This is a genomic window from Arthrobacter sp. R1-13 (assembly GCF_054161475.1).
The window spans coordinates 3987457-4002705 of record NZ_CP096420.1; the positions used below are offsets into that span (position 1 = coordinate 3987457).

The 15249-nt window shown below is 63.2% G+C and carries 13 protein-coding genes; 4 read left to right on the plus strand and 9 right to left on the minus strand.

Features of this window, described 5'->3' with window-relative positions; genetic code table 11:
* The first annotated feature begins 82 nt into the window (after positions 1-82).
* Positions 83-562 (plus strand): thioredoxin-dependent thiol peroxidase, encoded by a 480-nt coding sequence (bcp, locus tag M1D88_RS18425; protein WP_458112177.1) that lies wholly within the window; start codon positions 83-85, stop codon positions 560-562.
* A 688-nt stretch (positions 563-1250) separates the two neighbouring features.
* Positions 1251-4004, plus strand: a complete 2754-nt coding sequence (locus M1D88_RS18430) for a hypothetical protein (protein WP_458112178.1) — start codon at positions 1251-1253, stop codon at positions 4002-4004.
* Positions 4005-4032: 28 nt separating this feature from the next.
* Here the strand turns inward: M1D88_RS18430 and M1D88_RS18435 are convergent, their stop codons facing one another.
* The 9 genes from M1D88_RS18435 to M1D88_RS18475 form a co-directional block, all read right to left on the minus strand.
* Complete coding sequence (locus M1D88_RS18435) at positions 4033-4389, minus strand: sugar-binding domain-containing protein (protein WP_458112179.1); 357 nt, start codon at positions 4387-4389, stop codon at positions 4033-4035.
* Positions 4390-4628: 239 nt separating this feature from the next.
* Positions 4629-5156, minus strand: a complete 528-nt coding sequence (locus M1D88_RS18440) for a gluconokinase (RefSeq protein ID WP_458112180.1) — start codon at positions 5154-5156, stop codon at positions 4629-4631.
* Positions 5153-6274, minus strand: coding sequence for an L-idonate 5-dehydrogenase (locus M1D88_RS18445; RefSeq protein WP_458112181.1), 1122 nt, complete (start codon positions 6272-6274; stop codon positions 5153-5155). Before M1D88_RS18445 ends, M1D88_RS18440 begins: the two co-directional genes overlap by 4 nt.
* Positions 6274-7044, minus strand: coding sequence for an SDR family oxidoreductase (locus tag M1D88_RS18450; protein WP_458112182.1), 771 nt, complete (start codon positions 7042-7044; stop codon positions 6274-6276). Before M1D88_RS18450 ends, M1D88_RS18445 begins: the two co-directional genes overlap by 1 nt.
* Positions 7041-8015 carry an NAD(P)-dependent oxidoreductase gene (locus M1D88_RS18455; protein ID WP_458114570.1) on the minus strand — a complete coding sequence of 325 codons (975 nt, stop codon included), beginning with the start codon at positions 8013-8015 and terminating at the stop codon, positions 7041-7043. The genes M1D88_RS18450 and M1D88_RS18455 overlap by 4 nt, the downstream gene beginning before the upstream one ends.
* 175 nt (positions 8016-8190) lie before the next feature.
* Positions 8191-9339 (minus strand): substrate-binding domain-containing protein, encoded by a 1149-nt coding sequence (locus M1D88_RS18460; protein ID WP_458112183.1) that lies wholly within the window; start codon positions 9337-9339, stop codon positions 8191-8193.
* Positions 9340-9395: 56 nt separating this feature from the next.
* Positions 9396-10526, minus strand: a complete 1131-nt coding sequence (locus M1D88_RS18465) for an ABC transporter permease (protein ID WP_458112184.1) — start codon at positions 10524-10526, stop codon at positions 9396-9398.
* Between the two features lie 7 nt (positions 10527-10533).
* Positions 10534-12039 carry a sugar ABC transporter ATP-binding protein gene (locus M1D88_RS18470; RefSeq protein WP_458112185.1) on the minus strand — a complete coding sequence of 502 codons (1506 nt, stop codon included), beginning with the start codon at positions 12037-12039 and terminating at the stop codon, positions 10534-10536.
* Positions 12040-12275: 236 nt separating this feature from the next.
* Entirely contained in the window at positions 12276-13064 is a 789-nt protein-coding gene (locus M1D88_RS18475; RefSeq protein WP_458112186.1) for an IclR family transcriptional regulator, read from the minus strand.
* Between the two features lie 240 nt (positions 13065-13304).
* Between M1D88_RS18475 and M1D88_RS18480 the strand changes: the two genes are divergently transcribed.
* Complete coding sequence (locus M1D88_RS18480; RefSeq protein ID WP_458112187.1) at positions 13305-14210, plus strand: cyclase family protein; 906 nt, start codon at positions 13305-13307, stop codon at positions 14208-14210.
* Positions 14210-15232, plus strand: coding sequence for an NAD(P)-dependent oxidoreductase (locus M1D88_RS18485; RefSeq protein WP_458112188.1), 1023 nt, complete (start codon positions 14210-14212; stop codon positions 15230-15232). Before M1D88_RS18480 ends, M1D88_RS18485 begins: the two co-directional genes overlap by 1 nt.
* Positions 15233-15249 lie beyond the last annotated feature (17 nt).

The following is a 15249-nucleotide window of genomic DNA, read 5'->3' on the forward strand; positions in this document are numbered from 1 at the left end:
TGTGACGGCGGAGTTGATCTCAGAGACGACCACCGGTTTCACTTATTATGATTGATTCCAAGTAATCTCCTTAAGGACCACTATGAGCCCGAACCTGATCAACAAGCTGCAGCCCGGATCGCAGGCCCCTGATTTCAGCCTGCTCGACGCTGACGGCAACAAGATCTCGCTGTCGGATTACCACGGCAAAAACGTGATCGTTTACTTCTACCCCGAAGCTGCGACCCCTGGCTGCACTACCGAGGCCTGCGATTTCCGCGACAATCTTGCGTCCTTCAAGGGCTCCGGTTACGAGGTGCTGGGGGTGTCTCCGGACGCCCCCGAAAAGCTCTCCCGCTTCACGGGCGATTTCTCCCTGACGTTCCCCCTGCTGGCTGACGAGGACCACTCCGTGGCCTTGGCCTACGGCGCGTGGGGAGAGAAGCTGATCGACGGCGAGGTCCGCGAGGGTATCGTCCGCTCCACAGTTGTGCTGGACCCCGAGGGCAAAGTGAAGTTGGCCGAGTACCAGGTCAAGGCCCAGGGCCACGTTGAGAAGCTGAGGGCCGAGCTGGGCATCTGACCCGGACCCTCCATCACATCCTGCAGGAAAAACCCGGACCCTCCACCACATCCTGCAGGAATAACCCGGACCCTCCATCACATCTCGCAAGGCCGGCACCGCATACATTGTGTGGTGCCGGCTGCTTTTAATGGGTCTCCTTAGCCAGCGGGCGGCAGCGAAGTGCTCGGCGCTGCCTGCGGCGAAAAGGCCGCCGACCACTGCTATGGCGGTGACGCCACCGGCAAGGACCTTAGTGCGTGTGTTGACTGAAGAACGGGACATAACTTCTCCTCATAGATCGTCTGTTTATTGGCTGGTTTGGGTCGATGAAAAAAGCGGGCTTCCAGCGATGATTCGGTGCGCCCGGCGAGGGGAACTCCATTTGAGTCCCCTTGCTCACTGGCCCAACATTGAACTCACTCACGTTCCGCTGATTTTGCAGTGGACAAACCAGCGACCATGTTCTTTGATCCGGACACGCTCCCGCTGCACCTCACGTTCGCCGGGACGCGCACGTCCTTGCCGCCATGCCACCACTTAATCCTCCTAAAAACTACCTGCCCCAGCTCCCACGAGGACGGAATTACTACGTGTTCTCCTCGGTTGGTCGCGGAGTGAATACTTCTCATACTCAATGCTGGCTCCGGCTACGCCAGGCGGACCTGGAGAAGGATGTCCAGCAATAGGGGCTACGAGAGCAGGAAACGTGCAGCGACAGCGGACCACGGCGCAGGCAGACTTTCCCTACGAGCGCACAGGCACGGCTCCGCCCTGGATGGTTGTTTGGGGATCAGTCGTTGCCGCGGCCTTATGTGCCGGATTCTTGGCGCTGATTCCGCTATCACAGGCTGCCGCTGTTCAGCCCGGGACCCAGAATGTGGTGGTCAGCGCGAACGCCAAGCGGGGAACTCCGCACGTACTGGATGGCTACGTGGCCGGCTTCGCCCAGGTGGGCGATCTGACGGTGGCCACCGGAAACTTCACCAGGGTCCGCAACGATTCCAGTACCACCGAAATAGCGCGGACAAACATTTTCGCGTTCAACAGCGCCAACAGCATCACCGATCTGAATGTGGCGCTCACTGGCGAGATTATGGATGTACTGGCCGTGGGTGACGGCGTGCATGTCTGGATCGCAGGTTCCTTCAATTCAGTCAACGGTGTGACGGCCCGCGGCCTCGCCAAGATCAATGTCTTCACAGGCCAGCAGGACACGTCATTTGCGCCTCCTGCCTTTGACGGCCGCGTGAACCAGATGCGCCTGCGGAACGGGCTGCTGTACCTCGCCGGCCGCTTCATGAATGCAGGGCCAACTGCCCGGTCACTTTTCGCTGCAGTGAACCCGAGCACCGGTGCCCTGGCGCCGAACGTCAGCCTGGACATTAGTGTTCCCAGGCAAGGTGCGCTGCAGATGTCCCGCATGGACATCACCCCTGACGGGAGACGCATGGTGGGCATCGGCAACTTCACCATGGCCAATGGCCAGTCCCGCAAACAGATCCTGATGGCAGACCTCACTACCTCTCCCACATCACTCGCCAACTGGTCCACCGAGGGCTATGCCCCCGCATGCAGCCTGGCGTTTGACAGCTATATGAGGGATGTCGATATCTCACCTGACGGGAAGTATTTCGTCATCGTCACCACCGGCGGGTACTACGCCAACACCCTCTGTGACACCGCGGCCAGGTTTGAGATAGGGGCCGGCGGTTCGGACGTAAAACCCACGTGGGTTGACTACACCGGCGGCGATACCCTGACCCGCGTTGCCGTCACCCAAACCACCGTTTACCTCGGCGGGCATCAGCGCTGGCTCAACAATCCTTTCGCCGGGGGTAGCGCGGGCCCCGGGGCAGTGGAGCGGATGGGGCTTGCCGCCGTCGACGTCCGGAACGGCCTGCCCCTCGCGTGGAACCCCGGCCGCACCCGCGGCTATGGCGTCTACAGCTTTGTGGCCACCGACACCGGCCTTTGGATCGGCAGTGACACCGACCGCATCTCGAATTTCCAGTATCACGGCCGCTTGGCATTTATGCCGGTCCAAGGCGGTACGCCGCTGCTCCCTGATTACCCGGGCGAACTCCCCGGAACGGTCTTCCTGGCCGGCGCGGCAACCGACGACAACGGCACCGCATTGCCCCCGACCTCCCTCATCCAGAGGAGCTTCAGCGGCACAGCCGTGACGGCTTCCTCAGTGATGGCGACCAGCCAGCCCTTCGGCTCAATGCGCGGCACGTTCATGATTGACAACAAGCTGTACAGCGGCCGGACTGACGGAACGTTCCGCGTCCAGACATTCGACGGAACCACCTTCGGCACGGCGTCCGTCATCGATCAACGCGGCCTGACGGATTTCCCGGCCAACGTCACCAAGATCACCGGAATGTTCTACGACACCGCGGCCTCACGGATGTACTACACCCTCAGCGGCGATTCCCGACTCTACTACCGGCACTTCAGCACGGAGATCAACGTCATCGGCGCAGAGCAATTCGTGGCGCCGAGCAATGCAAGCAGTCCTGCCTGGTCGACCACCAGGTCGCTGATGCTGGACGGCGCGAATCTCTATGTTGCAGATTCCACGGGCGTGCTCAAGCGCTGGGCATGGAACGCCAAAACAGCAGTCGCCGGCGGTACACCTGCCACAATCTCCGGCCCGACAGTAGATGGGAAGAGCTGGGCTGCCACCCAGGCGTTCCTTTACTCGGGGGGCGAACTTGACCAGCCGCCGGTGGCACCCCCCACCCCCACCCCCACCCCCACCCCCACGCCAGAGCTCTGGCCGCTGTTCAAGTCTGCCTATGACCCCACCATCTATGAACTCGTGAACGTAACCCCTGTCCCGCTGAGCTACGAAAAGTGGACGAGCGCCTACAAGCAGCAGCCGCCCACGCTGGTCCCGACGGACTTCGTAAAGTACCCGTGGTCCCCTTCCATCTACATGGTGATGTTCTTCCCGGGCGGGGAAAACGCATGGCTCTGGAAGCGACTGTCATACCAGCAATGGCTGAGCGCCGGCCAGCCCTCCCCACGCATCGCAGGGTGGATCAAGGGAAGCTACTACTACCAGTGGCGCACCTCGTCTGAAATCTTCGTCAAGGGCGAAGACGGGGTGACCCACAAACTCACCTATCCCGAATGGCAAGCTTCCGGGCTGCGTCCCTTCGAACACCGGTCCGCTGAAGGGTTCCTGAAGCTGACCTGGGCACCGGAAATCGCCCGGATGTCCAACGTCACCAACGGAGCCGGCCGCCCTCTTGGGTATGCTGAGTGGCAAGCCGAAGCCTTCCCGACACCCGCAGCTGTGCAGAGGATCCAGGGAGACCAGTTCTACAAGGACTACGGGTCCCCCACCGTCTACTACGCGGGCCCTGGCATGAACCGTGCCGTGAGCTTCGCCGAATGGCAGGCCGCCGGATCACCCACTCCAACGGTCCGCAACGCACCCGCTCGCGGTTGAGGAATCGGGCGGCCTGAGTCTCTGCCTGCTAGGCCTGGGGCCAGGTCACCAAGTCAGCAGCGGTGGCATGATCTGTGACCAGTTCGGAGATCATGCCACCGCTGCTGGCAGCGGCAATGGGAGCTATCTTGTGCCGGCCGACGGCGACGGCGATCCGTTGGGGGATCTGACGCAGTTCAGCAAACCCGATTCCGAGCATCGCAGGGGTATCCTCGACATCACATTGCGGACCCAGGTGCAGGGAATCCTGGACCAGCTCCGAATGCAGTGCCGCGTCCCTGGCGGTGCCGGACTTGTAGACAAAAGCTGCCGGAAGCGGCCGGATAACAGCACCCAGACGACCAGCGATCAGCTGCGCCGTGTTCGGTCCGCTGCCCTCCCCCACTCGGGCTGCGTCCCCCGATCTCGCTCCGGCCGTGCCGCAACGTAGCCAAGCCTGCTCGAAGTCCCGTACAGCGCGCGGGGTTTGTTTGTGGCCACCACGCACCGGCGCAGCCCGGTCCGCCGTCGTAATTCCGTTTCCAGTTCCCTGACCCGGTCCACTGGAGGGCCAACCGGAACTGGACAACGCCCCGTACGCGCGCCTCCGCCAGACGGCCCACCGCCAAGCTCAGCCCGCCGGTGTCAGCGCGGCGGAGCGGCCGAGGATAAATCCAGGGTGTTCCGGATCAGCTCCACGGCCTCCTCCACCGTCAGTTCGGCCGGAACCCTGAGGTGGGCTTCGTCGGCCTGGGGCGGTTCCAGCGTGGCGAGCTGGGAAGCCAGAAGCGTTGCGGGCATAAACTCGTGCTCCCGCGTTTCAAGCCTGCGGGCGATGATTTCCGCTGCGCCGTCGATGTAGATCAGGAGCAGATCCGGCACCTGGCTCCGCAGCAGGTCGCGGTAGGAGCGTTTGAGCGCCGAGCAGGCGACAACACTCGGATTGCCCTCGCTGACTCCCGCAGCAATGGTCGCCGCCACCACGTTCAGCCAGGGAATCCTGTCCTCATCGGTGAGCGGGGTGCCTGCGGCCATCAGTGCCTTGTTGGATGCGGGATGGAGGTCGTCCGCATCGATAAAGGGGATCCCCAGGCTTTGCCCAAGGGCTTGTCCCAGTACGCTTTTGCCGCTGCCGGAAACGCCCATAACCACCATAGGACGGATGGCAGTCACGAGGCCGCCTCGCCGGCTGAGGATCCCGGCGCGAAACTCAGCAGCACCTTGCCCGACTCGGCGGAATTCTTTGCCGTTTCGAACGCTGCAAGGCCTTGCTCCAGCGGGAAGACGTGGGTGATGACGGGGTCCACGAACAGGGACCCGTCGGCCAGCGCGGCAATGACGTCGTCGATCTCGTCATTGAACCTGAACGATCCCAGCAGTTCAAGCTCCCGTGTGATGGCCAGGGAAATCAGCACCGGCTGGGGCCCGGACGGCAACAGGCCAACCATCACCACTTTCCCGCCACGGACCGCGCCCTTGATGGCCGAGGCCAGGCCGTGGTGGCTGCCGGAGGATTCAATAACGACGTCGGCCTCCACGGCCGCGATCGCCTCGGCGTCTCCTGCCTCAAGCACTGCATCAGCCCCGACTGCCTGTGCGATTTCGAGGGGTTTGCGGTGCATGTCCACAGCCACGATCCGGGCTGCTCCAGCACGCTTGAGCACGGCCACTACCAGCGCTCCGATGGGGCCGCTGCCGATCACCAGGGCAGTCTTGCCTCGGACATCGCCGGCCCGCGACACGGCATGCCACGCAACGCTGGCTGGTTCCGCCAGGGACGCCGTTTTGAGATCCAGTCCGGAGGGAAGGACCCGCAGCATCCGGGAAGGCAGGTTCGCGTAGCGGCTGAATGCACCGTCCGTGTGCGGGAACCGCGCGGCGCTGCCAAGGTAGGTGCAGCCCGGTGAGAGGTTGGGCCGGTCCTCCGGGTACCTGACGACGCCGGGACCTGTGCCCGGTCCCGGCGTCGCCGGATGCACAGCAACAGCGGAGCCCTCTGCTGGACCTGTTCCGTCTGCCGCCGCGCGGACCACCACACCCACGATTTCATGCCCCAGCACCATCGGCGCTTTGAGCACCGACTCTCCGGCTGCACCATGCAGCCAGTAATGCAGGTCCGAGCCGCAGATGCCGCCATAAGCTATTTCGACGACAGCCTGATCGGGTTGTGGTGACGCGAGGGGGATATTTTCGATCCGGAGATCACCGGCGGCGTGTGCGACGACGGCGGGACCCGTTTCGGGAAGTCCGGCCAAGGGAAGGGTCGGGGTAAGTCCGGTGGAAGTATTCATCAGACCACCACCGTCATTCCGCCATCGATGAAAATGGTCTGGCCGTTGACGAAGTTGGACCCATCCGATGCCAGCCACACCGCCGGGCCGGCGAGGTCCTGCACGGTGCCCCAGCGGCGGGCCGGAGTCCTGCCCAGGATCCAGGAGTTGAACTGTTCATCGTCCACCAGGTTCTGGGTCATCTCCGTGTGGATGTAGCCCGGCGCGATGCCGTTGATCTGAAGCCCTGCAGCCGCCCACTCAGCCGTCATGGCGCGGGTGAGGTTCCGCAGCCCGCCCTTGGCCGCGATGTACGGGGCGATGGTGGGGCGCGCCAGATCGGTCTGAACTGAACAGATGTTGATGATCTTGCCGTGGCCCCGCGGGATCATAAAGCGCGCAGCTTCACGGCCCACGAGGAAGGCGCTGGTGAGGTCCGTGGTGAGAACCCGCTCCCAGTCCTTGACGTTGAGGTCGAGCATGGCCACGCGGTGCTGGATCCCGGCGTTGTTGACCAGGATTTCGAGCGGGCCCACGTTCACTTCCACCCAGGCCACGCCGCGTGCCGCTTCTGTATCCTTCGTCACGTCGAAAGCGCAGCTGTGGATCCGGCCCGGGGCAAAATCGGCAGCCATGGCGGCTTCGGCTGCCTTGAGCCGCTCCTCGTTGATACCGTTCAGCACAACGGTAGCGCCGGCGTCGGCCAGTGCACGGGCAAGTGCGTTGCCGATCCCCCGGCTTGATCCCGTCACCAGGGCAGTGCGCCCGGTCAAGTCAAAAAGTGAACTCATGGTGTTGTCTCCTGAACAGTATCGATAACGTCCGCAGTGCTGGCAGTGGTAGTTCCGGCAGTGGTAGTTCCGGCTGTGCTGGTTCCGGCACTGTTGGTTCCGGCTGTGCTGGTGCCAGAGGCAGCGCTGAGATTTGCAATAGTCTGCCGTACCACGGCCAGATCAAGGTCGCCCAGGCCTTGCGCCTTGAGCTTTGCGTAGAGTTCGACGCCGGCGGACGCCATCGGTACGGCGGCGTTCACGGCGGCGGCACTCTCCAGCACAAACGACAGGTCCTTGTGCATGAACTTGGCCGGTCCCGTGGGTGCGTAGTCCTTGGCTGCAAGCCGGGGGCCGACGAAATCCAGGACGCGGCTCGCGGCCAGCCCTCCCGACAGCACCTCGAAGAGCGCTCCGACGTCCATGCCCGAGCGTTCCGCGAGTTCGGCAGCCTCGGCGAGCGCCGCCGTCGTGGTTCCCACAATCAACTGGTTGCATGCCTTTGCGAGGGAACCGGCCCCGAGTTCGCCGAGCCGCCTCACAGTGGTTCCCATTGCCTCGAAAACGGGCAGTAGCCGAGCAAAGTTTTCCTCGGAACCGCCTGCCATAATGGCCAGGTTCCCGCGTTGCGCCCCTTCTGTTCCGCCGCTTACCGGTGCATCGAGCACGGCGGCGTTCCCGGCGCTCGCTTCGGCCACAGCAAGGCCGAAGGCCTGCACGCCCACGGGCGACACGCTACTCATGACCACCACCAGCGTTCCGGGTTCAGGCGGCGCCAACCTCCATTCATCCAGGAGTCCGGACGCCGCCTCCTCGATGAAGGACAGGTCCGGAAGCATGAAGATGATCACCGGCTGGTCCCGGAGGTCCGCGACACTGGCGGCACTGGCTCCACCCAGCTGCAAGAAGTCATCGACGGCGGCTGTGGAACGGTTCCAGGCGGTGACGGTCCAGCCGGCCTTGAGGAGATTCGCGGCCATGGGGGCACCCATCAAGCCCAGCCCGACGAAGCCGGCACAGCGTGCCGTATAGGTCACCGGAGTGACCTTGCTCTTCGCCGGGCCAGAGGCCTGCGGGTTGTTATCGTAGTTCAATTTCCAACCTTGGTTCCCGGGCCGAGGCCCGTATTTGCTGTGTAACGCTTACGTTCCGGGGGCTTGCCCGGGACTACTTGCCCCAGATCTTGAGGTAGGCATCCTGGTAACCTACCGGATCCCACGCATCGGTTGCCGTGGTGTTCTCCTTGGTGGAGACGTGGATCTGCGGGACGTAGCCGCTGGCAGGCTGGTTGTTGAACGCCCTGTTCAGCTCATCCACAATCTGCCATCCCTCTGACTTCAGCGGGGACGGCACAGTGGCTGTCTGGTACTCGCCCGCCTTGATGCGCTGCAGTGCGGAGGAGTCGCCGTCGCCCGCCCCAACGTTGAAGGGAGCGCCGTCTGCCTTCACGCCGCCGGCACGCAGGGCGGCTGCCGCGTTCTCGTAGTAGACGTCATTGATGGCGACGGAGTAGGTCCAGGCTTCGTTGTGCTTGCTCAGAAGGGAGGACACTTCCTGCGGCATCCGTGCGCTTACATCGGAGAGCGGAACATTGTCGTATTCCAGGACCTTGATCCCGGAGCACGTTTCCAGTTCCTTCTTGATCATCTGCGATTTCCCCTCAGCAAAGGGGATGGAGGAGTCAGTGAAAATCACGACGCCGGCATTGCCGTTCGATTTGGCGATGACAAAGTCGGCACTGATCTTTGCAACGTCCTCAACCTTGGTGGTGATGTTGGTGAAGAGCAGCGGGTCAGTGCTGGGGCCGGGGGTGGAAAGAGCCTGCCAGGCGGCCAGCGGGATCTTGGCGGCGTTGGCCTCGGCAACCTGGGCGGCAGTGGTCTTGGGATCGAAACCGCCGATGACGATGCCGTCGGGCTTTGTGGTGAGGGCCTGGCTGAATGCGCTCTGGATCCCGGCGGGGGTTCCGAGTCCGTCGATGACCTTGACGTTCCAGCCGATGGCGGCCGCGGCTTCCTGCAGGCCCTTGGCAACTCCGGCGACGCCGGGGTTGGTCATGGACTGGGCAACGTAGACCAGTGTCTTCCCCTCGACGGCCTTGGGGCCGGTGGTGGGACCGTCCCAGGCGGCATCTGACTTGCTGGCGGTGTCTACGGCTTTCTTAGCGGATGCGACGACGTCGGTGCAGCCGCTTTCCGCCGAAGCTGCGGTTGCACCGGCGGCAGCGGATTCAGAGGAGCCGCTGGTGCAAGCGGTGAGCCCCAGGGCCATAATGGCACCGGCCGCAAGCAGCAGTCGGGGAGCAGAGTTGGACATGGTGAAGCCTTTCAGTCAGTGGGAAGTGCCTGAGATGGTTCTTGTTGAGAGGTGTGTCAGAGAGAGGTAGTCGCTGGGGCGGGTGCTGCGGAAGGAGCTGGTTTGGGCTCCGGTGCGGCGGCAGCGAGCGGGCCGGCGGGAGCCGGGGATCCGTCGTCGCCCGCTCCGGGAAGGCTGGGCGGCGGGGCGGCCACGGCACCGGCACGGAGTTTGCGGCGGGCGGAGTAACCGGCAAGGCCGACGGCGATCAGCAGGGTGACGCCGTTGAAGAGCGGAGTGACCCAGAACTGTGCGCCCAACTGGGAGATGCCGGCCAGGCCGATGGCCAGGGTGATGACCGCAACCAGGGTCCCGATCACGTTGGCCCGCCCGGGTTTGATGGCGGTTGCACCCAGCAGTGCTCCCACAAAGGCAGGCAGCAGGTAATCCATACCCACGCTGGGGTTACCGATCTGCTGCTGTGAAGCAAGGAGCACGCCGGCCACTCCAGTAACCACGGCGGAGAAGGCGAATGCGTAGATGGAGTACCGCTTGGTGGGGATGCCGATCAGCGCAGCGGCTCGGGGATTGGATCCAAGCACGTAGAAGTAGCGTCCCAGCGGCAGGCGTTCAAACAGGATCCACAGGATCACGGCGACCACCAGCAGGTACACAGCGACGATGGGGACCCCGGCGATCTTGGAATCGTAGAGGTCCTTGAAGGAAACCGGCAGTCCGCCATCGCCTGGCACAACACGTGCACCGTTAGTGATGGCTCCGGTGATGGCATACAGCACCGTTCCGGTTCCGAGGGTCGCCACGAAGGAGTCGATCTGGCCGAATTCGACCAGCAGCCCGTTGACGACACCCACCAACGCCATCACGCCGATGGCTACGAGTGCTGCCAGACCCCACGGCATGCTGCCGTCGACAATGAGCTTGAGGACGATCACGTGGGAGAGGCCCAGGCCGTAGCCGATGGACAGATCGAACTTACCGGTGGCGATGGGGATCATGGCGCCGAGTGCCAGCAGGGCCGGGATGGCCTGGTTGCTGAGGATGGCGTTGAAGTTCCGGCCCGACAGGAACGTTTGCGGCAGGATCAGGGCAAACACCGCGAACAGGACCACCAGGATGACTACGAGTCCGTAGGGCCCCAGGAGGTGGGCGGCACCGCCGCGCTGGCGGTTGGTCTTTAGCTGGTTCATGTAAGGATTACTCCGAAGTCAGAGCAGCACCGGAGGCCGCCGCGGTGAGGTTTGCAATGGACAGGTCGGCACCGGACAACTCGGCTGTGACTGTTCCCTGGACAAAAACGAGTGCCCGATGGCACACGTTGGCGACTTCTTCGAAGTCTGTGGAAATCATCAGGACGGCGAGCCCGCCCGCCAGCGACTCCTCCAGCAGGGTGTAGATGTCAGCCTTGGCGCCCACGTCCACTCCGGCGGTGGGTTCCTCGAGGATGATGAGCTTTCGCCGGGTGCTCAGCCAGCGGCCGATCATGATTTTCTGCTGGTTGCCGCCCGAAAGCGTGGCGATGGCCACCTCGGTGAGTGCCGGCCTGACCCCGTACCGTTCCACGAGTTCTCCGGCCAGCTTCCGTTCGGTCTTTGGGCTGGTCCACGTAAAGGGGTTTTTGGAGCGGATGGCGGGGTTGGGCAGGAAGTTTTCCCGAAGCGTCAACTCCGGGGCGCAGCCCTCTTCCATCCTGTTGCTGGTGACGAAGCCGACGCCGGAGTCAACAGCTTCCGACGGCGTCCGCGGCTGATAGTCCTTGGAATCGAGCTTCACACTGCCCGAGGTGATCCTGCACGCCCCGGCCAATGCCCTCCCGAGTTCCATGTGCCCTGCACCGGTCAGTCCCACCATTCCGACGACTTCGCCGGCGTGAACTGTAAAGGAGAGAGCTTGTGTCTGCGAGGTGGTCAGCTCATGTACTTCCAGCCGTTCAACGTCCTGCTGAACACCGCTTCCCGAGGTGTAGCTGACTGGCTTGCGGCCCACAATATCCACGACGAGCTCGCGCGGAGACTTCTGAGCAATGGGTCCGCTGTGGATCAGGCGGCCGTCACGCAGGACTGTGACGGTATCTGAAATGGCGAACACTTCATCGAGCCGGTGGCTGACGTACAGCAGCCCGTGGCCCTGGCTCCGCAGCTTTTCCAGCACATCGAAGAGCCGACGCGAATCTGCCGCGGGAAGACTTGCGGTGGGTTCATCCAGGACGATCACCGAGGCGTTGGAGGCCAGAGCCCGGGCGATCGCCACCAGCGACTTGTCCGCCCGGCTCAATTCCGAGACGTAGCGGTCAGGTTCCAGATGGGACGCCACTGTCTGAAGGGCCTCAGCGGCGTCGTCACGTACCTGGCGCCAGGAGATGAAACCGCCGGAACGGCCAAACCCGGTGCTCAATGCGATGTTCTCTGCAATGGTCATGGAGTCCACCAAGCCGAGGTCCTGATGGATGAAGGCCATGGTGGCGGTGGCCTCGGGGGTTCCGAGGGCGTGCCCTGCCACCGTTATGCGGCCGCTGGTGGGTGTGTAGAGCCCGGAAAGAATCTTGATGATGGTGGACTTGCCGGCCCCGTTCTGGCCGAGCAGTGCATGAATGCTGCCTGCTTCCAGGGTGAGGTTGACGTCCTTTAGAGCTGCGTTCACTCCGAACCGCTTGGACAATTCTTCAATGTGAATCAGCGGCATCGCGGGAGGGTTGAGTCCCATGTTCGCTCCTTGCAGCCCCAGTGCTGCGTAAATTTCTGGGTGGTCATCAATGACCTGCTGACCAATATCCTGTACTAAAGTCAACATATTGGTCAAGGGTGGATTGGGAGTTGGTCGCTACATGTCTTCCCCAAGGGGGCTTGGGCGAAGGGAAGGCCGGGAAATCAGGGCACGCATGCGCTAACCGCAGCAGTGAACTGTCGCAGTTGGGTATGTGCCGGAGGGATCTTGGCGGGCTAGAGGGAGTGTGAACTGAGCGGGTTGGCCAGGGCCCGGGCAATCTGCTGCAGCTCGCCCACAATGTCCTCGTGTTTCAGCTCGTCGGCGCGCGCCTTGAGGAGCGTCGCGCTGATGGCGAATTGGGCAGGTTCCCCTGGGATATCCACCACGGGGACCGAGAAGCAGACCACGCCGACAGTGGTTTCTTCGTCGTCCATGAAGTAGCCGCGGCGCCGCGATGCCTGCAGTTCGGCCAGCAGTTCCGGGACACTTGTCAACGACTTGGGGGTGAAGGCGACAAAGGACTTGCCACGGTAGCGGTCCTCCACCACGGCGTCAGGAAGCGTGGAAAGTACGGCTTTTCCGGTCGCCGTGACGTGGGCCGGATAGCGGTCGCCGATGTTTGCCGTCAGCCTGATGGGGTTGGTTCCTTCGTAGCGGGCCAGGTACAGGACGTCGGTTCCGTCCAGCAATGCGAGGCGCGCCGCCTCCCGTGAGATGAGCTTGGAGCGGCGGCAGAGCGCATAAAACTCCGAGAGTTGGTCCGCTGAGCGGAGGTAGTCCCCTGCCAGGGACAGGATTCGCCGGCCCAGTGTGAACCTGCCATCCGTGCGCCGCAGCATGCCTTCACCCTCTAAAGCCGCAACGATGTTGGCGGTGGAGGACTTGGCCAGATCCATCGACTTGGCAATCTCCGGCACGCTGACGCCCGCCTGTCCTGCCTCGGCGATGAGGTCAAGGATGGCCATGGCCCGGGTAATGGCCGGCACGGAGCTTTGTGTGCCTGCAGTAGTTTCTGTCGCCATGTTTCGCTTCCCCTAATTCAAGATATTGACTTTCGGCCAGTATATTGGCTTATCATTGCCTAGTCACCCCCTCCCATCTCCTTCGCAGGACCGGTGGCATCTCATGGCCGTCTGGCCTTCCTGTTGGAGGCAACAGACCGGATTCCAGGACGGTCCCTAAATTTCAAGGAGTACACCGTGTGCGCGGAAGACATCAGGGCAACCTCACTCTATCGAGAGCCAGCCAATAAGGGGCCAGCAGTGGATCAAGCCCGCTTCGAGGAGGTCTTCGAAGAGGTAAAGACCTGGGGCACCTACAGCGATCCGTCCGCGGGAGCCTGGCAAACGGTGGCTCCTGCCTCCGTCGTGGAAGCAGCCTCCCTGGTCCGGAGCGGGCGGGTGGTTCCGACTGCATTGCCCTGGAATACCGTTAGCGGGCCCTCCAACGCCAACCCCGCGCTCCACTACATGACGGATCTCGGTATCCGTGAGGCTCCGGAACCATCCTGCAATAAGGACTTCATCGGCGTTGACTATCACGGCAAGGCCGTCAGCCACCTGGACGCACTGAGTCACATCGCCTACAAAGGCCTGCTCTATGAAGGGCAGACCTCCAAGGACGTGGTTACCGCCACCGGAGCTGATTTCGGCTCCGTCAGTGCACTCGGCTCGCTCGTTACTCCCGCCGTGCTGTTGGATTTCACTGTCCTGTTTGACGTGCCGTGGCTTGAGCCCGGTACCGCAATCCGGGCAATCGACATTCTGGAGGCTGAAGCAAAGCTTGGAGTGAAAATCACAGCCGGCGACGCCGTCCTGATCCGCACCGGGCACTTCCGGCGTGCAAGCGAACTGGGAATCTGGGACTCCTCGGACCTGAGCGCGGGCCTTCACGTTGACTGCATGCCACTGCTGGCGGAGCGCGGAATCAGCGTACTCGGCGGCGACGGCGATTCGGACGTGCGGCCCTCCCCCACCCCTGGCATTCACTCCCCCATCCACATCCTGGCGATCACCGCCATGGGGCTGCCTCTCCTGGACAACCTCGATCTCGAAGCTCTCGGCGCGGCCTGCGCCGAGGAGGACCGCTACCGGTTCATGTTCGTGGTGGCTCCACTCAACATCCCCCGCGGCACCGGTTCGCCCGTGAACCCTTTGGCGGTCTTCTAATGAAGTTCGCCGTAGGCATTTCCCCTGATTTCCTTGACCCCTCCGGACAGAACGTCTGGGGCGACATCGGCCTCACCGGACTTGACGACGCAGGCCTGGACTGGGAGTACATGCAGGACCCGGCGGCAGCACTGACGCCGGCCCAGATGGAGCAGTACGACGCAATCCTTTACGCCGCCCCGGCCGTGACGGCGGATTCCTTCGCCGGGGTTGCCAATCCCCCGCTGATCCTGGCACGGTTCGGCGTCGGATTCGACGCCGTCGACCTCAAGGCCTGCACGGCCGCGGGAACCGTGGCAACCATTACTCCCGACGGCGCCCGCGGACCGGTTGCCACCGCCACATTGTCCATGCTGCTCTCCGTGATGCACCACACCGTGACCAAGGACCGCCTGGTCCGGGAACAGCGCTGGGATCTGCGAGAGGGGTTCATGGGGACGGGCTTGTCAGGGAAGACCATCGGCCTCCTGGGCGTCGGGAACACCGGCGGGGAACTGATCCGCCTGCTCCAGCCGTTTGGCGTCCGGTGCCTCGGATACGATCCCTTTTGCCCCCCGGAGCGTGCCGCCGCGCTCGGCGTCGAACTCATGGAGCTGGCGGACCTGGCCGAGTGTTGCGACGCACTGATTGTGATGGCAGTCCTGACCGACCAGACCCGGCACATCGTTAATGCCGCACTCCTGGAACGGATGAAACCCACCGCCGTCGTCATTAATATGGCGCGAGGTCCCATCATCAACGAGCAGGACCTTATTGCGGCGCTGGTCAGCGGCACAATTGCCGGCGCCGGGCTGGACGTCTTCGAAGAGGAGCCGGTAGCCAACGAGCTCATCGGCCTGCCGAACGTGACGCTGTCCCCTCACTGCCTGTCTTGGACGGACGAGATGTCGCTGGGAAACGGAGGCAGCTGCGTGCGCGCCATTGTCGATGTGGCCAACGGCCGAACCCCGGAGTTTGTGATCAACCGGGAAGTCCTGGAAGCGTCCGCGTTCAAGAAGCGGCTGAGCCTGCGCGCCACCTAGGACCCTGAAGGGAAGCC